Raw genomic sequence first — 17,338 nt, 5'->3', positions numbered from 1 at the left:
CGCGGATGCCGTGCCTCGACCACGGTCAGTCCTGCGGGATGAGGACGGGGATGCCGTCCTCGACCCCGTAGCTACGGCCGCAGTCCGCGCAGCGCAGGGCGCCGGGGGCGTCGAGCAGGGTGCCGTGGCAGGAGGGACAGACGATCCGCTCGCGCACCCAGGCCGGGATATCGATCCCGGAGCCATCCATCGTCCCGACGGTCGAGGAGTCCTGCCGCGCGGCGGGCGCCACGGGCTCCGCGGACGCAGGCCCGGATGATGCGGGCACATCCGCCGCATCGGCGGGCGGGATCGGGACCTCGCGCCCGGCGGTCGCGAGCTCGGCATCGGCGGACCCGGACCCTGACCCGGACCCGGCGCCCCCGATCCGAGGCGCGACGCCCGCCGTCGGCTCGGCACCCCCGGTCCCCGGGTCGGCAGCCCCGGTCCCCGGGTCGGCCCCGGCGTTCACCGGTCTCGGCGCATCCGCGCCGTCGCCCCGGATGACCGCGAGGAGCTCGTCGCGGACGCGCTCCATGGTCCGCTCGCAGGCGGCCTCCACGTTCAGCCGCAGCAGGGGCTCCGTGTTCGAGGAGCGCAGGCTGAACCACCAGCGCTCCTCCGGCGGTGCGGCGTCCTCCCAGCTGGTGACCGTCATGCCGTCGAGCTCGTCGATCTCGAGGCGGCGGCCCTCGGCCTCCGCGGCGGCCTGCACATGGGCGCGGACCGCCTCGCGGGAGGCGGCGGGATCGGCGACCGAGGAGTTGATCTCCCCGCTCGCGGCATAGGGGTCGTGACGCGCCACGAGCGCGGAGGCCGGCCCGTCGGACTCGCGCAGGGCGGCGAGCACGTGCAGCGCCGCGAGCATGCCGGAGTCGGCGAAGAAGAAGTCGCGGAAGTAGTAGTGCGCGGAGTGCTCGCCGCCGAACACGGCGTTCTCCTGGGCCATGAGCGCCTTGATGAGCGAATGCCCGACCTGGGAGCGGACCCGGCGGCCGCCCGCCGCGACGACGGTCTCCTCCACGTGGCGGGAGGAGACGAGGTTCGCGACCACGGCCGGGCGATCCTCGCCGGCGGCACGGGCGCGGGCGATCTCCCGCTCGGCGATGAGCGCCGTGATCGCGGAGGCGGGCACGGCGCGACCGGTCTCGTCGACGACGAAGCAGCGGTCGGCGTCGCCGTCGAAGGCGAGGCCCAGGTCCGCGCCCTCGGCGAGCACGGCGGCCTGCAGATCCCGCAGGTTCGCGGGGTCCAGCGGGTTCGCCTCATGGTTCGGGAAGGTGCCGTCGAGCTCGAGGAAGAGGCCGATGATCTCGATGCCGTCGAGGCGTTCCGCCAGTGGGGGCACGGTGTGCCCGGCCATCGCGTTCGCGGCGTCGACGACCACGCGCAGCGGGCGGCCCGCCGGCACCGGGACGAGCGCGAGGACGGTGGCGAGGTACTCCTCGAGCGTGTCGAGCTCCTCGCGCCGGCCGCCCGGGACCGCTGGGATCTCCCCCGCATCGAGGTACGCCTCCGCTCGTGCCTGGATCTCCGCGAGCCCGGTGCTGCGGCTGATCGGCCGCGCCCCGGACCGGCACAGCTTGATGCCGTTGTCGGGGGCGGGGTTGTGGGAGGCGGTGAACATGGCCCCCGCCGCCCGGTGCATGCCGCTGGCGCAGTAGAGCTGGTCGGTCGAGCTGAGCCCGCTGAAGGCGACGACCGCACCGCGCAGGACCGCTCCCTCGGCGAAGGCGGATGCGAGCTGCGGGGAGGAGATCCGCATGTCGTGGGCGACGATGATCGCGTCCTCGCCGAGATGGTCGATGACGGCGGCGCCCAGCGCACGCGCGACCTCGACGGTGAGCTCGCTCCCGGCGACTCCGCGGACGTCGTAGGCCTTGACGATCCCGGAGAGATCGGCGGGTCCGGGGGCGAGCTCAGTCATTGCTGCTCCTGATCACATGCAGATGGCGGCGGGGGCTCGGCTCCGCCGCGGGAACGGGTTCGGGGACCGCGGGCCGGGGGCGGACCGCGTCCGCAAGGGCGAGGAGGTCGTCGCTCGCCCCGGAGCTGCCGGGGACTCGGATCAGCTCCCAGCCCTGCGGGGCGGTCAGCCGCTGGGCGTGGTCCGCGCAGAGGTCGTAGGCGTGGGGCTCGCTGGTGCGGGACAGGGGTCCGAGCACAGCGGTCGAGTCCTCGTACACGTAGGTCAGCGTGCTGACCGCCGGTCGGGAGCACGCGGTCCGGGAGCATTCACGGGCAGGCACGGATGCAGTCTACGCGGGGCGCCGACCTCGCCCGAGGGCGGCGCGCTGACCGCCGTGAGGCGCTCGCCACGGCCCGCGGGATAGAGTGACCGCCGACCACCACGCCTCGAGCCGGCGCCTCCCGCACGCTGCTCGACATAGGAGATACACATGGGCATCCCCTCCTCCCCCATGGGGCGCGGCAGCGCTCTGGGACCGGCGCGCAGGCCCCGGCGGGACCGGCACGGCCGGGGCTTCCGCCATGATCTGATCCCCCCGCATCTGCCCGGCCACCTCTCGCGGCGGGCCCTGTTCGACGAGACGGTCCTCGAGGCGATCCGGCCGCATCTGGAGCGGTTCGGGCGGCGGCTCGAGCATCTGCGGGTCACGGTCGAGGAGGTGCCGTCCACGGATCCTGCGCCGTGGGAGGACGAGCTGGTGCCGCTGGGCCGCTTCGTGGCCGCGGACCGCTTCGACCCTCCGACCATCGTGCTGTACCGCCGCCCGATCGAGACCCGCGCCCAGGGCGCGGCCGAGATCGCGATGATGGTCCGCCAGGTGCTCGCCGAGCAGATCGGCGCCATGCTGTCGCTGGACCCGGGCGACGTCGACCCGGAGGCCTGGGGGTCCTGATCGGGCCGACGGCCCGGCTGATCAGCGCAGGTGCACGGAGAGGGAGGCGAGCTCCCGAGCGGGCGGGAGCACGGGGATCGTCGAGAGGAGCCCGCCGAGGGCCGGGTCGTGCTCCGCCTGCACCCAGGCGGCGTGGAGCCTCCCGCTCCCCTCGCTGCTGAGCACGAGGCCGGCGGCGGCTCCGTTCATGCCGCGCAGCTCGGTCCCCCCGACCGTGACGAGCCGGCCCGCGGGGACCGGACGGACGACGGGGGCGCCGGCGCTCCCGTCCGCGCCGAGGGGGATGACGGTCGCGGTGGTGTCCGCGGAGGAGACGAGCGCCAGCAGCCCGACAGGGCCCAGCGTGGACAGGGCCAACGCCGCTCCCTGTCCGAGGGCGGGCGCGGCGGCTGCGAGCGCCAGGTCCGCGGGGGTGCCCAGCGTCTCCCCGGCCGGGGCGGGCCCGGGCACGCGGGAGCGGACGACCGCGTCGACGGGGGCGGCGGCGAGGATCCGCACGGCATAGTCCCCCGGGACGGTCAGCGGCAGCGGCACGGTGAGCACCGTCCCGGCCGGGAGATCGAGGCCCGACAGGCCCGGCAGACCCAGATCGCCCTCCGAGCCCAGCACGGTGACGTCCGCGGAGGTGTCGGTGCCGCGCGGGTTCTGGAGGATCAGCACGGGCACCAGGTCCGGGGTGGTCAGGTGCACGCCGGGGACGAGCTGCTCGGCCGCGGGCTCGGGGAGCGGCGCGAGGATCTGGGCGCCCCGGGCGGTGAGGCCGTCGCGCTCGGCCGTGCTCACGTGCATCAGCAGCGGCGCACCGACGGTGACCACGCGCAGGCCCACCGCGTCCTGACCGGCGATCACCGTGTCCAGCAGGAGCTGCGCGGTCTCCCCGGCCGCGACCACGATCCGGCTGCGGCCCTGCATCTCGGCGGGGCCGTCGGCGGTCCACACCTGGACCGACGCGGTCGCCGGACGGGGGGAGACGTTGCGCAGCACCAGCACCGAGGTGCTCCCGCGCAGGGTGCCCGCCCCCAGGAAGGAGGCGTCCACGCGCGGGCTCAGCATCCGGCTGAGGGAGAGGGAGCGGAAGTCGCCCGTCTCCGTGAGGGTGGTCTGCACGGCATCGCCGACGGGGCGGCTGCCGTCGGCCGCGGCGAGGGTCACCTGGGCTCCCGCCTCGAGGTCCGGGGCGAGCAGGCCCAGGGCGCCGTAGCCGAGCTCGGTCGGCGGGGCGGTGCTCTCGCCGCCGTCCTCGTCCACGAGCTCGATGCTCGGGGCCAGCGGGTCTCCCTGCGCGTCCTGGCGGGTGGTGCTGCTGGAGACCCGGCCGAACAGGAGGGAGGAGTCCTCCTCGAGGGCGATCGCGGAGACGCCGACGGCGGTCGAGGGCGGGATCACCCGGAAGTCGTCATCGGACTGGCCGGAGCCGAGCACCTCGTCCGGGACGGTGAGCGGTCCCTCGGTCCAGCGGGTGAGGGCCCCGGGCTGGGCGGCCTCCTCCGGCCGGATCAGCTCTCGCAGGCCCGGGGAGCCGTGCGAGGACACGGCGACCGCACCGGCGCCGACGAAGGGCAGCAGGCTGAGTGCGCCGAGCAGGGGGCGGCGGCCGATGCTCATGACGGGACCTCCATGCGGACGCCGCGGCGTCGCCACGGCACGGCGATCAGGGCGCTCAGCACGACGGTCGCGCCCAGCAGGATCTGCAGGGGCAGGCGCCAGGGCTGGTCGCGGTCCAGGTGCAGCTCTCCTCCGATGCCCGCGGGCAGGACGAATCCCTGGGCCCAGCCGCCGACGAGGACGGGTTCGAGCTCCCGCCCGTCGACCCTCGCGCTCCACTGCGCGTCCTGACGCTCGGACAGGACGATCACCCGCTCGGCCTCCGCGGCCTCGACGCTCCCGTCGACGGCGATCACCCGGCTGCGCAACGGGGCGGCGTCGGCATCGGCGGCGGCGTCGAGCACCGCGCCGTCCGCGTCCAGGCGCGGCGTACCGATCCAGGCGCGCGGCGCGGCATCGACGAGCCGCCACAGGCCCCCGGTCGTGGTCTGCGTGACCTTCTCCAGCCGCGGGGAGCTGTCGAGCGCGCCGATCAGCGCCTCCTGCTCCTCCAGCGGGCCGGGGACGACGACGTACTCGATCCCCAGCAGGTTCAGTCCCTCGCCTCCGGGCGCCGCGGCCGTGCCGAGCAGCTGGGCGGTCCCGGCCCGCAGCGCGCTCGAGGCGGGGTCCACATCGACGGCGCTGTCCTCGCCGATCGCGGCGATCGTCCGCGCCGAGGCGGCCGCCGATCGCTGGTCGAGGGACGCTCCCCCGCCGACGACGAGCTCGGCCTGCACCTGGTCCGGGCTCGTGGCGCTGAGCACGAGCACCCGCTGACGATCCGCGGAGCGGCCGCTGTCGGCGGCGGCGGCCGGGACCGGAGCGACGTCCTGGCGGTGGATCCCGAGCACGGCCGGGAGGCCGATGCTCCAGCCGACCACGAGGACCGCGCACAGGGCCGCCGTGACCCAGGCGGCGCCGAGGGAGGCGATCCGGCGCAGGCGGGAGATGCCGGGGCCGCGCCGGGCGAAGGCGTCGAAGGTCGCCCCGGCCCCCAGGAGGATCGCCAGCAGGGCGATGCTGAGCAGGCCGTGCTGGGACCCGGACAGCAGCGAGCCGTCCACGATCTCGACCGGGGTGCGGGCGGCGAGGACGGCGACGCCGAGGGCGACGGCGGCGACCAGCAGGGCGAGCCGTCCGGCGGCACCGGCGCTGCCCGCCAGGAAGGGCGCGCCGAGGGCGGCGAGCACGATCGGGGCCAGCAGCAGCACCGGGGTCATGGCGGCGAGCTGCGCGCCCACCAGCGGCGCGAGCGCCTGCCAGGCCGGCGGCACGGAGGGCCACAGGGACAGGACCGTGAGCCCGCTCTGCGTCCCGGCGGGGGTTCCCGGCACGCCGGCGAACAGGATCGAGGGGTGCTGCACGTACTGCCCGATGTAGGGGGCGTGCAGGGCGAGGGAGGGCACGAGCACCCACAGCAGCCGCAGGCGGCGGCCGGGGACGAGCGGCGCCAGCAGAGCGAGGGCCAGCGCGATCACGAGCACGAGGACGGGCTGGATCGCTCCGATCACCAGCAGCACGAGCCCGCCGGCCGCGGCCGCGGAGACGCTCGCCTGGGACAGGCGGTGCGGCAGGCCGATCGCGCGGCCGATCGCGAGGGCCAGCAGCGGCAGCAGCATGTGGACGACGAGCACCTGCCACGTCCCCGAGGACAGGGCCGAGAGCACCGTCGGCGCGCTCGCCCACACCACGGCGATCGCGAGCCGGGCCCCGACCGCGCGGGTCAGCGCGCCCGCCGCCCACCAGGCGGCGAGGGCGGACACGGGCACGGCCGCGAAGATGACGACCTCGACGAGCAGGGAGCCGGAGACGGGCACGGCGCCGAGCAGGCGCAGCAGCGGGTCGGCCGGTCCGCGCATGCCGAGCCCGCCCGGGACCCAGCTCGACCACGCGGTCTGGGCGGTGTCGCGCCAGCTCTCGGGGAGGGCGCGGAAGGACGGCCCGACGAGGTCGCCGCGCCCGAACAGCGAGCGCAGGGACACCAGGGCGATGACGGTCGCGCCGAGGGCGAGGACGAGGGTCCACACGCCGTGGCGGCCGTAGTCGGCGTCGTCCGCGCCGTGGGTGGTGCCGGAGATGCCCCAGGTGGTGCGGCGGATCCGTCGGGTGCGGTCGTCATCGGCGAACAGGCGGGTCCAGATCGCGTCGATCTGCTGGCGCAGGTCCTCGCCGCGGGGCAGGAACAGGGGCGCGAGGCGCCGCCTCGGCACCGCGGAGCGCCGTGATATCGCGGCGCCCTGGGCGAGGGCGCGCGGGGCCCGGCGCAGCATGCCGCCGAGGGCGCTCAGCTCCGCTGCGGCCAGCCGCGGCCGATGCACCACGATCGCCCCCGCGATCCGGGCGAGCGTCAGCAGGGGGGACAGCAGCAGCAGGAGGAGGGCGAAGGGCAGCGGCCGATGCTTCAGCAGCGTCAGCAGCTGGCCGCGCCGGTGCTCGCGCACGAGGTGGGCCTCGGTGCCCTCGGGAGCCGGGGACACGGCACGCGCCTCGGCGATGACGGCGACGCGCTCGCCGCCCCGCCATACCCGCTGGCACAGGTCGATCTCCGCCCAGGGCGTCGGCAGCGCGGCGTCGAAGCCTCCCGCCGCCTCGAGGGTCGACTGCCGCACGAGCATGCCGGGCAAGGCGACGGCGAGGACGTCCTCGCGCCAGTCGAGCTGGCCCTGGTCGATCTCGCCCGCCTCGACCCCGGTGTGGATCCTGCCTCCGTGGGTGAGGGTCAGCCCCACGTCGACGAGTCCGTCGGCGGCATCGGCCGTGAGCAGATGTCCCTCCTGCGGTCCGGCACCTCGATGGCGGACGCGCTTCGGGCCGACGATGGCGGTCGACGGTGAGGCCTCCACGGCCCCGAGCAGGGTCTCGAGGGTCCGCGTCCCGGGGGCGGAGTCCTCGGTGATGAACCAGAGCCAGTCATCGCCGTCGTCGGCCCGGCGCCGTCCTGATCCTCGGCGGCCGGGCGCGCCTGTCTGCTCCCGCAGCCGCGCGGGGACCTGGGCGATGGTCTCCGCCTCCCGCAGCGCCCGGCGCTCGGCCTCGTCCACGTCGATGTCGCGGGCACGGCGGCCGACCCCCGCGGAGGCGGCCTCCTGCTCCGCGTCGCGACGCACCGGGGCGATCCGATCGGGGTCGGAGAGGAGGTCGATGACGTGGCGGACGGCTCCGACGTGCCCGAGGGAGGCGGAGGTGCGCAGGAGCTCGTCGATGAGCCCGGCGTCGAAGGCATCGTCGAGCACGGACTCGGTCCCGGCGGGCAGCTCCGGCGGGGCGGTGACGACGACCCGGTCGGGGCGACGGCTCTGCGCCGCGAGAGCTGCGAAGGTCTCTCGATGATGCGTCGGCGTGTCCCGCCCGGAGAGCAGGACGACGGCGGTGACGGAGCGGTGGGTCACGACCTGCGCGGCAGCCGGTCAGACGGCGCGGCGCTTGAGCTTGCGGCGCTCGCGCTCGGACAGGCCGCCCCAGATCCCGAAGCGCTCGTCGTTCTCGAGCGCGTACTCGAGGCACTCGGCGCGGACCTCGCAGGAGACGCACACCTTCTTCGCCTCGCGGGTCGAGCCGCCCTTCTCGGGGAAGAACGCCTCGGGGTCGGTCTGGGCGCACAGCGCCCGCTCCTGCCATGACAGCTCGCCGTCGTCTCCGTCGACGTCGGCGAAGCTGAGGAGGTCCAGTTCGACGGGGGCGGCTTCCTCCGGCTGGTCGATATCCATCGGCACCTGTCCTTCCACGGCGTCGCTCCACGGGCACCTGAGGAGGGTCGTGCCCGCAGCGCACGTGCCGAAGCCGTGCACGCGCTCGCCCTAAAATACACTGCTGTAGTTCCCGCCCGTCAAGTGCGTGTGCTCCACACCGTCGCCGCGCACGCCGGCCCCCGTCCCAGGAGCCCCATGGATCCGCTCGGCACGACCTCGTCCTCCCGTCCGATCCGCCGCGCAGGGCACCGTCCCGCCGCGGCCTCCGTCCAGGTCATCCCCGTCACCGGGCTTCCGGAGATCCGGCCGGGCGATGACCTGGCCCGTCTCCTCGTCGATGCCCTGCACGCGCCCGGCGGACCGGGGCTGGCCGCGGGCGACGTGCTGTGCGTGTCGACGAAGGTCGTCTCCAAGGCGCTGGGCCTCGTGATCGACCGGGATGACAAGCAGCGGGCGATCCGGGAGCAGACCGTCCGCCTGGTCGCCCGGCGGCGGCATGACCGGGTCGTGACCTCGATCGTGCAGACGCCCCACGGGGCGGTCATGGCGGCGGCCGGGATCGACGGCTCGAACGCGCCCGACGGCCTGCTCCTGCTGCCCCGAGACCCGGACGCCGAGGCGACCCGGCTGCGCGAGCGCCTGCTGGCCGCCGCCGGGGACGCGCCGCAGGAGTACGGGGTCCTCCTGACCGACACCTCCTCCCGGATCTGGCGCGTCGGGGTGGGGGACATCGCGCTCGGGGCCGCGGGTGTCGCCTCGTTGCAGGACCTGCGCGGCACCGCCGATGCCGACGGCCGCGCCCTGGCCGTCACCGTCCGCGACCTGGCCGACGAGCTCGCCGCCGCGGCGGACCTCGTCAAGGGCAAGGCCTCCGCCGTGCCGGCCGCCGTCGTGCGGGGCGTCGCCGACGCGCTGGCGCCCGCCGTGCCGGCCGCGGAGCTGAACCGGCTCCCGCCGCAGGACTGGTTCGCCCGCCCCTCCCTGGAGTCGGTGTGGCAGGCCCTCGGCCTGGCGCCCGAGCACGAGCCGATCGCCCGCATGAGCCCGGAGGCGGCGGATATCCGGATCGCCCGCGCCCTCGAGGTGGCCCTCCTCCCCCGTGACGGCGAGGCCGCCGGGGCGCGCGCTCGCCTGCTCGGAGAGCACCGCATCGGGATCCTCCCCGCCGAGGACTCGCCGCGGGGATGGCGCGCGGCCGGCGCCCTGGCCGAGAGGCTGCGCACCGCCCTGCGCGCCGAGCACGACTGGTCCCCGCTGCCGGAGGTCGAGCTGACCTTCGAGCAGCCGTCCCCCGAGGAGCCCCGATGACCGATCCGTCCCCCCTGCTGTCCGCCCTCGAGTCCCGCGGCGCCCAGCCCGCCCTGGCCTGGCTCGGGGAGGCGGGGCGCGTCGAGCTGTCCGGGCACGTCCTCGCCAACTGGATCATCAAGTCGGTCAATCATCTCGACCAGGAGCTCGCCCTCGCCCCCGGCGACCTCGTGGTCCTGGACCTGCCGCCGCACTGGAAGCGTCTCGTCCTCGCGGTGGCCGCCTGGTCCCTCGGGGCCCGGGTCGAGCTGGCGGGCCCGACGACCGATGCGGAGGATGTCGAGGACCCGCGGGTCGCCGCGACCGCCGATCCCGCCTCCGCGCTCGCGGACCGGGCCGATGAGCTGCTCCTGCTGGATGCGGCGTCCCTGTCCCTGCACTTCTCCGGCGAGCTCCCGCCGCTGGCGCACGACTGGGTGCAGGAGGTGCGCGGGCACGCCGACGCGCTGCAGGTCCCCCTCCCCGGGTGGTCGGGCCCGGCGCTGGTCCCCGCGGCCGATGACGGCACCGCGACCCTCGGGGAGCGTCCGCTCCGTCGTCCGCTGCCGATGCGCGGCGACGGCCTCGACGAGGCCGACGCCGTGCTGGGAGCCCTGCTCGTGGGTCGCCCGCTGGTGGGACCCGCGGACGCCCTGCCCCGTCTGCCGGCCGCGGACGGCCTCGTCCCCGGGCGTCCCGGGCCGACCCGCTCCTGAGCTCAGCTCGCCCGCAGCGTCGCGACCGCCTCGCCCGGGTCCCCGTCGAAGACGATCCGCCCCTTGCGCAGCACCACGATGCGGCTGCACAGGTGCTCGAGCATGTCCAGCTCGTGGGAGACCACGACCATGGTCCGGCCGGCCTCCTGCAGCTCCCGGATCCGCTCGAGGCATTTGCGCTGGAAGGGCTCGTCGCCGACGGAGAGGATCTCGTCGACCAGGAAGATGTCCGGATCCGTGTGCACCGCGACGGAGAAGGCCAGCCGCAGGAACATCCCGGAGCTGTAGTACTTCACATCGGTGTCGATGAACTCCTCGATCTCGCTGAAGGCGAGGATGTCCGCGAAGCGCTCGTCGATCTGCTCCCGGGTCATGCCGAGGATCGCGCCGTTGAGGTAGACGTTCTCGCGGCCCGACAGGTCAGGGTGGAACCCTGCGCCGACCTCGATGAGGCCCGCGACCTTGCCGCGCAGCAGCACGCGGCCGTCGTCGGGGAACAGCACCCCCGAGATCGTCTTCAGCAGGGTCGACTTGCCCGAGCCGTTGAAGCCGATCAGCCCCACCGTCTCCCCCGCGCGCACCGTGAGGTCGACGTCCTCGAGCGCCATGAAGGTGTCGGCGAGCTTCTTGCGCTGCAGGGCGGAGAACACGAGCTGCTTGAGCGAATGGTCATGGCGCAGGGAGAAGCGCTTGGAGACGTGCTCCACGCGCACCATCTCGCGGGCCGCGGCGGGCCCGGGGTCCGAGGGCGGGGTCATGTCGGCTCTCATCTCACAGCTCCTGGGCGAAGCGGCGCTTGGACCGCTCGAACACGACGGTTCCCGCCACGAACGTCACCGCGGCGATCAGCAGTCCCGCCCACCACAGGCCGAAGGGCTCCCCCGGCTGGGTCAGGCTCGGGTCCGTGGCCGCCCGCTCCACGACATCGGGCCCGTAGCGCCAGAACGCGACGTGGAACAGCTCGACGACGATGGTCAGCGGGTTCAGCTGGTACAGCCACCACATCCACGTCCCGCCGATCGCCTCCTCGACCATCGCGATCCGGTAGAGCACGGGCGAGAGCCAGGTCGCGACCATGACGATGAGGTCCACGAAGTTCTCGACGTCGCGGAAGGCGGCGTTCAGCGCCGCCCCCAGCATGCCGAGGCCCATCGTGAACACCAGCAGGATCACCAGGCCGAGGACGAAGGCGACCGCCGCGGTCCCCGAGGGCACCCACCCGAACAGGAGCGCGCCGACGACGAGCACCACCAGCTGCGGCAGGAAGTGCACGAGGGCGACGATCATGCTCGACCACGGGAACAGCTGGCTGGGGAGATAGATCTTCGAGACCAGCGGCGCATTGCCGGTGATGGAGCGCGTCGCGTTGCCGAACACCTCGCCGAACAGGTTCACCGCGACGATGCCGCTGAACAGGTACACCGCGTAGGCCGGGGTGTCCTTCTGGAGCTGCAGGAACACGCCGAGGGCGATGTAGAAGACGACGAACTGCACGGCGGGCTTGACGTAGCTCCACACCATGCCGAGCACGCTGCCGCGGTAGCGGACGCGCAGCTCCTTCCGCACCAGCAGGAGCAGCAGGAAGCGCTCGGTGACCGGGTTCAGCCAGCCGGCGTCCTGTCCCGGCGCGCGCCAGCCCTCCGCCTTCTCGAGGCGGGAGGGCCCGCGCAGCGCCGGCCTCGAGGCCGGGGCGCTCACGCGGACGTGCCCCCGCGGGCGCGGTCCTGCTCGCGCTCCGGCGCGGGGTTGGCGGCGAAGGTCCGCTCCCAGGCGTCGAAGGAGGTGATCTCCGCGCTCGCCTCGCGGTACTGCGCGGCGAGCTCGTTCCAGCGCCGGTACAGGTCCACGTGGGCCCCGACCGCGCGGGCGAGCATGGTGCGGACCTGCTCGGGGTCGCGCTTGTACCAGGAGACCTGGGTGCCCTCCGCGTTGGAGACGAGGGCGCTGTCGTAGTGCGCGAGACGCCACCAGCGCGCGTCCTGGTGCGCGATCGCGGCCTGCGGGTTGCGGGTCGATCGCTCCTTCGGCGGCTGGACCAGCTGGGCCGCGAGCTTCTTCGCGGTCCACAGCGGCAGCAGGTAGCGGGAGGGCTGGGAGAAGGGCCGTCCCTTGCGCGGCGGCTTGTCGACGTGCACGGCCGGGTACTGGTCGGCGTCCTTCTTCGCGGAGGCGTCGTCGAAGGACGCCGCCATCGCCCGGATCGCCGGCAGCTTGGTGCCGATCTCCTCGTGCAGGACGTGCGGCCCGCGCAGGACGTCGGACTGGGCCAGCAGCCGGCCGGCCTCCGTGTAGTACTGCATGGAGATCAGGTGCTTGACGTCCATGAACTGCGACTCCTTCACGACCCGCCCGCCACGCGGATACGGGGAGTGCAGGAGAGCGGTGATGATGCGGTTGCGCTCGTGGAAGTACGCCTGCCAGCCCACCAGATCATCCTTGTCGACCCAGGAGACATGCCAGACGCCCGCCCCGGGCAGGGACACCGTGGGGTATCCGGCCTTCTTCGCGCGCAGGCCGTACTCCGCATCGTCCCACTTGATGAACACCGGCAGGGACAGGCCGATCGCGCGCACCGTCTCGGTGGGGATCATGCACATCCACCAGCCGTTGTAGTCGACGTCGGTGCGGCGGTGCAGCCAGGGGGTCGAGCGCAGCGGATCGAGGGCGAAGTCGTGCCCCAGCTCTCCCTCCGCGGAGGGCAGCGCCGGCTGGATCCGCCACGGGTCGACGACCTCGCCGAAGGTGTGCAGCACGGAGCGGTTGTTGAGATCGAACATGTGCGCGCCGACGATGGTCGGCGTGCGCGCGAAGTCCGCGAAGGTCTTCAGCCGGATCAACGACTCCGGTTCGATGACGATGTCGTCGTCGCAGTTGACGACGTAGGTGGAGGTCCCCGCGGTCGCGGCCTCGTACATGCCGCGGGAGAAGCCGCCCGAGCCGCCGATGTTGCCCTGTTCGATGATCTGCAGCTGCTGGCCCATCTCGGCCTGCAGGTCCGCGAGCTCCTCATGGTCGCGCAGGCGGTCGCTGCCCTGGTCGACGACGTACATGACGTCGAGCATCTCGCGCAGATCCGGGTTGCGGGCGATCGTGGCGATGTTCTCGAGGCAGTACGACACCTTGTTCAGGGTCGTCATCGCGATCGAGAAGGTGCCCTCGACCCGGGCGAGGGAGGCGTCCGCGCCCCACGTCGCCTGGGCGACCGTCACGTCCTCGGGCCCTGCGTACACGTCGAACCAGTACCAGCCGCCGTCGCCGAAGGCGTCCAGGGGCAGCACGAACTCGCTGATGACGCTGCCCTCGACGAGCCGGAAGTCCTGGCGCTGGATCGAGCCGCGCGCGTTCGAGCGGTAGACCACGATCTGCCCGCGGCCCGCGGTCGCTATCCGCAGCGTCACCTCGCGCACGCTCGTCCACCGGCGCCAGTAGCCCGCGGGGAAGGCGTTGAAGTAGGTGCCGAAGGAGCGCATCGCGCCCGCGGGGACGCGGGCGCTGTGGCGGGCGCTCATGTCATCGAGGTCCATCTGCGCACCGGAGGGCGCCTGGGAGCGGCTCGCAGCCGCGTCCTGGCGCGCCTTCGCCTCCGCGGAGCCGAGCCCGAAGGCGCCCCCGGCGGTCGAATGGGCCGTGGTCTGCTCGATGTACAGCGGGACGATGTCCGGGGTCGCCTCGAGCGGCATGATCATCCGGTGCAGGACGCGCTGCTCGGGCGCGGGGGTGGTGGTGCTCACAGGTGGTGCTCCTCAGGCTCGCAGCAGATCGGCCAGCTTGTTGTCGGCCATGGACAGGGCGGAGCCGATCGCCATGTGCATGTCCAGGTACTGGTAGGTGCCCAGGCGCCCGCCGAAGAGGGTGCGCGGCTCGGCATCGGCCAGGGCCCGGTAGGCGAGCAGGGTCTCGCGGTCGGAGGTCGAGTTGATCGGGTAGTACGGCTCGTCGCCGGACTGCGCGAAGCGCGAGTACTCGCGCTGGATCACGGTGCGGTCCCGGGGGTAGTCGCGCTCGGGGTGGAAGTGGCGCGGCTCGATGATGCGGGTGTAGGGGACCTCCGCATCGGCGTAGTTCATGACCGAGGTGCCCTGGAAGTCGCCGACGTCCAGGTGCTCGGTCTCCAGGTCGATCGTGCGCCAGCCCAGGGTCCCCTCGGAGAAGTCGAAGTAGCGGTCGATCGGGCCCGTGTAGACCACGGGGATCCGACCGCGCACGGCCTCCTTGTTCCACGGCTGGCTCTCGTCGAAGAAGTCCGTGGACAGCTGCACGTCGATCGAGGGGTGGTCGGCCATGCGCTCGAGCCAGGCCGTGTACCCCTGCGCGGGCAGACCCTCGTAGGTGTCGTTGAAGTAGCGGTTGTCGTACGTGTAGCGCACCGGCAGGCGCGAGATGATCGAGGCGGGCAGGTCCTTGGGATCGGTCTGCCACTGCTTGCCCGTGTAGTTCTTGATGAACGCCTCGTACAGGGGACGGCCGATGAGGCTGATGCCCTTCTCGTCGAGGTTCTCCGGATCGGTCCCGGCCAGCTCCCCGGCCTGCTCGGCGACCAGCGCGCGCGCCTGGTCCGGCGTCAGCGCGGACTGGAAGAACTGGTTGATGGTGCCGAGGTTGATCGGCATCGGGAACACCACGCCGCGGTGGTTGGTGTACACCTTGTGCTGGTAGCCGGTGAAGTCGGTGAAGCCCCGCACGTACTCCCACACCCGCGTGTTCGAGGTGTGGAACAGGTGCGCCCCGTACTTGTGGATCTCGATCCCGGTCGCCTCGTCGCGCTCCGAGTAGGCGTTGCCGCCCAGGTGGTCGCGCCGGTCGATGATGGTGACCTTCGCGCCGTGCTGCGTCACCGCCCTCTCGGCGATGGTCAGTCCGAACAGTCCGGATCCGACGATGAGGAGGTCAGGAGTCGCCACGGGTGTGCCTTTCGGTTCTCGGGCTGCGGACACAGCCACAGTAGCCCAGCGCCCCCGGCCTTCCGGGGCGGTTGCGCCGGGTCGGGGAGCAGTTCGGAAGATGGGTCACAGCGCTCCGCGCGCAGGCGGTCACAGCGAGCCCTCCACGACGGTGCGATAGCCGATCCGTCGCAGCCAGCCGGGCGCGAAGCGGTATGCGCCGCGCCGGCCGATGTTCACCAGCATCTGGCGGGGAGTCGTCACCCGGTCCTCGCAGAAGATCCGCTGGAGCCGGAGGTCGGAGGCGAACATGCGCCAGCCGCCGCGACGGGCGAACAGCCGCTTGTCCACGCGGTAGTCGACGAGGACCTCGGGCAGGTTCGCGGTGCGGGCCCCGGCCAGCAGCATCCGCTCCCACAGCCAGTAGTCCTCGAGGTGGTCCAGCTCCCGGTATCCGCCGGCCGCGAGCGCGGTGCTGCGGCGCATGACCACGGTCGGATGGTGGAAGGGGCTGTGGAAGGGCAGGTAGTCGCGGATCGCGGCGTGGGTCTGCGGGCGGCGCCGCAGAGGCCCCTGCCCGGCGGGGCGGGTGTCGGAGAACTCCTGCATCGCGCTGCCCAGCAGGTCGAGCTCGGCCATGAGCGGGATCTGGCGGGCGAAGCGCTCGGGGCGGCACAGGTCGTCGGCATCGGCCCGGGCGACGATCTCCGTGCGCGCGGCCAGCAGGCCCTCCTGCAGGACCGGGGCGAGGCCGCGGTGAGCGGGGCTGCGCCGGACGCGGGCCGGTCCGTACCGCCCGGACTCGATCCGCGCGAGCTCGTCCTCGAGCTCCGCGGGGACGGGTCCGTCGACGACGACGAGCAGCTCCTGCGGGGCGAGGGCCTGGTGGACGGTCACGGATTCGACGGCCCGGCGGAAGCGGTCGGCGCGGTCGCCGCGCCACAGGGGCATGAGGACCGTGAAGGGGTCGGTCATCGGCGGCCCGCCCGTCGCTCGATCCGCGCGATCGCCGCGGCGGCCTCCGCGTCCTCGGGTGCGAGCACGCTCGCGGAGGGCCGGGGGCCGCGGGCGAGGGCGTCGCGCAGACCGCGCCCGCCCAGGGGGCCGAGCTCCGCCGGATGCCTGCGCAGCAGGCGGAGCCAGCCCCGCAGGGTGCTGCCGCCGTAGAGGAGGCGCTCCAGCGGGGAGAAGGAGGCGGTGCGCATCAGCGCCCAGAGGCGGTTGCGGACGTCGTAGTAGAAGCGCGGCCCCGGCGAGGACTGCGCATCGCCGAAGAGGGCGGTGCGGTGCTCGACGACGGAAGCGGCGACGTGGACGCCGCGGCCGCGGCGCAGCAGGCGGCCCGTGTGCTCGAAGTCGTCCGACCAGATGAAGTAGTCGGCATGGGGCAGGCCCAGGCGCAGCACGTCCTCGGCGCGGAGGAAGGCGGAGACGTAGCTCGCGGTGCGGATGGGCCGGGCGCCGATCGCAGCGGCGTCCGCGCGCTCCCGGCGGCTCGCCCCGACCTTCGTGCGCGGCGTGTTCATCGGGTGGTCGCGCCCGTCGCTCCACACGGCGCGCGAGCTCAGCAGCGACAGGCGGGCCGGGGCCGCGGCCTCCGCCTCGAGCAGCGCCCGCAGGGCCCCGGGGCGGGCGATCGTGTCGTCGTCCATGAGCCAGATCCAGTCGGCGCCGTGCTGCTCGAGGGCGCGCGCCATGCCGGCGGCGAAGCCCCCCGCACCTCCCACGTTCCGGTGCAGGTGCAGGACGTCCGCGGCGATCGGGTGGGCGTCGGCGATGCGCCCGGAGGCATCGGTCGAGGCGTTGTCCACGACGACGACCGCATCGGGGCGCCGCGTCTGCGCGGCGAGCGCGTCGAGGCACTCCCCCACCAGATGCTCCCGGTTGAAGGTGACCACGACGGCCACGACCATGGGCCCGTGCTGCTGCCCCACGGAACCTCCTGCACGCTCTCGATCGGGCGGACGGCGACCGCTGCGGCGGATCGCGTCCCCCGAGTCTACGGACGCTCCGGGCCGGATCCGTCCAGGGAGCGCCCGGGACACGCGCGGATGCGGTGAAGGTTCCGTGCGCACCATGCGAGGTTACCGGGCAGTGTTACCGGGCAGTCAGGAAGCGAGTCGGGCGAAGCGGCTACTCTGGCCACCGCGCAGCACCCCGTCTCCTCCCCCGCGGGACCCCCGGGCAGCCGCCCGCCGCCGCGCCCGCAGCATCCGTCTCACACCCGAAGGAACACCGTGGACGAACGCGACCGCCGAGCCCGACAGCGCCCCGGCGCGCCGCGACGACCCGCCGTGAGCCGCGCCCGGCCCCGGAGCAGCGCCCGCCCGGTTCCGACC

Annotated in this window: 14 protein-coding genes; 3 read left to right on the top strand and 11 right to left on the bottom strand. The window is 73.8% G+C overall.

What is annotated here, in order from left to right; translation table 11 throughout:
- Positions 1-25 precede the first annotated feature (25 nt).
- Together ACFFF6_RS10985 and ACFFF6_RS10980 are read right to left on the bottom strand one after the other, a co-directional pair.
- Positions 26-1,906 carry a phosphomannomutase/phosphoglucomutase gene (locus tag ACFFF6_RS10985; RefSeq protein ID WP_376980610.1) on the bottom strand — a complete coding sequence of 627 codons (1,881 nt, stop codon included), beginning with the start codon at positions 1,904-1,906 and terminating at the stop codon, positions 26-28.
- Complete coding sequence (locus ACFFF6_RS10980) at positions 1,899-2,228, bottom strand: DUF3499 domain-containing protein (RefSeq protein WP_376980608.1); 330 nt, start codon at positions 2,226-2,228, stop codon at positions 1,899-1,901. Before ACFFF6_RS10980 ends, ACFFF6_RS10985 begins: the two co-directional genes overlap by 8 nt.
- A 150-nt stretch (positions 2,229-2,378) precedes the next feature.
- Between ACFFF6_RS10980 and ACFFF6_RS10975 the strand changes: the two genes are divergently transcribed.
- Positions 2,379-2,840: a metallopeptidase family protein gene (locus tag ACFFF6_RS10975; RefSeq protein ID WP_376980606.1), complete on the top strand. Its 462-nt coding sequence runs from the start codon at positions 2,379-2,381 to the stop codon at positions 2,838-2,840.
- Between the two features lie 21 nt (positions 2,841-2,861).
- Here the strand turns inward: ACFFF6_RS10975 and ACFFF6_RS10970 are convergent, their stop codons facing one another.
- From ACFFF6_RS10970 to ACFFF6_RS10960, 3 genes are read right to left on the bottom strand one after another with little or no spacing between them, the layout of a single operon-like run.
- The gene (locus ACFFF6_RS10970; protein WP_376980604.1) at positions 2,862-4,445 is read right to left on the bottom strand and encodes a DUF5719 family protein; all 1,584 of its coding nucleotides are present in this window, start codon (positions 4,443-4,445) and stop codon (positions 2,862-2,864) included.
- The gene (locus ACFFF6_RS10965; protein WP_376980602.1) at positions 4,442-7,816 is read right to left on the bottom strand and encodes a hypothetical protein; all 3,375 of its coding nucleotides are present in this window, start codon (positions 7,814-7,816) and stop codon (positions 4,442-4,444) included. The genes ACFFF6_RS10970 and ACFFF6_RS10965 overlap by 4 nt, the downstream gene beginning before the upstream one ends.
- An 18-nt stretch (positions 7,817-7,834) precedes the next feature.
- Entirely contained in the window at positions 7,835-8,134 is a 300-nt protein-coding gene (locus ACFFF6_RS10960) for a WhiB family transcriptional regulator (protein WP_376980599.1), read from the bottom strand.
- Positions 8,135-8,311: 177 nt separating this feature from the next.
- Between ACFFF6_RS10960 and ACFFF6_RS10955 the strand changes: the two genes are divergently transcribed.
- Together ACFFF6_RS10955 and ACFFF6_RS10950 are read left to right on the top strand one after the other, a co-directional pair.
- A complete protein-coding gene (locus ACFFF6_RS10955) occupies positions 8,312-9,424 on the top strand; it encodes a coenzyme F420-0:L-glutamate ligase (RefSeq protein ID WP_376980597.1) in 1,113 nt (370 codons plus the stop codon).
- Positions 9,421-10,119 carry a TIGR03089 family protein gene (locus ACFFF6_RS10950; RefSeq protein ID WP_376980595.1) on the top strand — a complete coding sequence of 233 codons (699 nt, stop codon included), beginning with the start codon at positions 9,421-9,423 and terminating at the stop codon, positions 10,117-10,119. The genes ACFFF6_RS10955 and ACFFF6_RS10950 overlap by 4 nt, the downstream gene beginning before the upstream one ends.
- A gap of 2 nt (positions 10,120-10,121) precedes the next feature.
- Here the strand turns inward: ACFFF6_RS10950 and ACFFF6_RS10945 are convergent, their stop codons facing one another.
- From ACFFF6_RS10945 to ACFFF6_RS10920, 6 genes are all read right to left on the bottom strand, one after another.
- Entirely contained in the window at positions 10,122-10,889 is a 768-nt protein-coding gene (locus tag ACFFF6_RS10945) for an ABC transporter ATP-binding protein (protein ID WP_376980593.1), read from the bottom strand.
- A gap of 1 nt (position 10,890) precedes the next feature.
- Positions 10,891-11,817: an ABC transporter permease gene (locus ACFFF6_RS10940; RefSeq protein ID WP_376980591.1), complete on the bottom strand. Its 927-nt coding sequence runs from the start codon at positions 11,815-11,817 to the stop codon at positions 10,891-10,893.
- On the bottom strand, positions 11,814-13,805 hold the full coding sequence (locus tag ACFFF6_RS10935; RefSeq protein ID WP_376980809.1) for a glycosyltransferase: 1,992 nt from the start codon (positions 13,803-13,805) through the stop codon (positions 11,814-11,816). The genes ACFFF6_RS10940 and ACFFF6_RS10935 overlap by 4 nt, the downstream gene beginning before the upstream one ends.
- A 57-nt stretch (positions 13,806-13,862) precedes the next feature.
- Positions 13,863-15,020 (bottom strand): UDP-galactopyranose mutase, encoded by a 1,158-nt coding sequence (glf, locus tag ACFFF6_RS10930; RefSeq protein WP_376980590.1) that lies wholly within the window; start codon positions 15,018-15,020, stop codon positions 13,863-13,865.
- A 129-nt stretch (positions 15,021-15,149) separates the two neighbouring features.
- A complete protein-coding gene (locus tag ACFFF6_RS10925; RefSeq protein WP_376980588.1) occupies positions 15,150-15,974 on the bottom strand; it encodes a glycosyltransferase in 825 nt (274 codons plus the stop codon).
- Entirely contained in the window at positions 15,971-16,912 is a 942-nt protein-coding gene (locus tag ACFFF6_RS10920; protein WP_376980807.1) for a glycosyltransferase, read from the bottom strand. The genes ACFFF6_RS10925 and ACFFF6_RS10920 overlap by 4 nt, the downstream gene beginning before the upstream one ends.
- Positions 16,913-17,338: the final 426 nt, after the last annotated feature.

The organism is Brachybacterium hainanense (genome assembly GCF_042434575.1).
Lineage (GTDB): Bacteria > Actinomycetota > Actinomycetes > Actinomycetales > Dermabacteraceae > Brachybacterium > Brachybacterium hainanense.
The sequence above is the reverse complement of the archived record's forward strand: the minus strand, read 5'-3'. Positions and strand labels throughout refer to the sequence as shown.

Excerpts from the sequence above, each read along its gene's own strand:
- ACFFF6_RS10920 (WP_376980807.1), bottom strand. The coding sequence starts at position 16,912 with ATGGTCGTGGCCGTCGTGGTCACCTTCAACCGGGAGCATCTGGTGGGG.
- ACFFF6_RS10970 (WP_376980604.1), bottom strand. The coding sequence starts at position 4,445 with ATGAGCATCGGCCGCCGCCCCCTGCTCGGCGCACTCAGCCTGCTGCCC.
- ACFFF6_RS10945 (WP_376980593.1), bottom strand. The coding sequence starts at position 10,889 with ATGAGAGCCGACATGACCCCGCCCTCGGACCCCGGGCCCGCCGCGGCC.
- ACFFF6_RS10935 (WP_376980809.1), bottom strand. The coding sequence starts at position 13,805 with ATGATCATGCCGCTCGAGGCGACCCCGGACATCGTCCCGCTGTACATC.
- ACFFF6_RS10950 (WP_376980595.1), top strand. The coding sequence starts at position 9,421 with ATGACCGATCCGTCCCCCCTGCTGTCCGCCCTCGAGTCCCGCGGCGCC.
- ACFFF6_RS10985 (WP_376980610.1), bottom strand. The coding sequence starts at position 1,906 with ATGACTGAGCTCGCCCCCGGACCCGCCGATCTCTCCGGGATCGTCAAG.
- ACFFF6_RS10960 (WP_376980599.1), bottom strand. The coding sequence starts at position 8,134 with ATGGATATCGACCAGCCGGAGGAAGCCGCCCCCGTCGAACTGGACCTC.
- ACFFF6_RS10925 (WP_376980588.1), bottom strand. The coding sequence starts at position 15,974 with ATGACCGACCCCTTCACGGTCCTCATGCCCCTGTGGCGCGGCGACCGC.
- ACFFF6_RS10975 (WP_376980606.1), top strand. The coding sequence starts at position 2,379 with ATGGGCATCCCCTCCTCCCCCATGGGGCGCGGCAGCGCTCTGGGACCG.
- ACFFF6_RS10955 (WP_376980597.1), top strand. The coding sequence starts at position 8,312 with ATGGATCCGCTCGGCACGACCTCGTCCTCCCGTCCGATCCGCCGCGCA.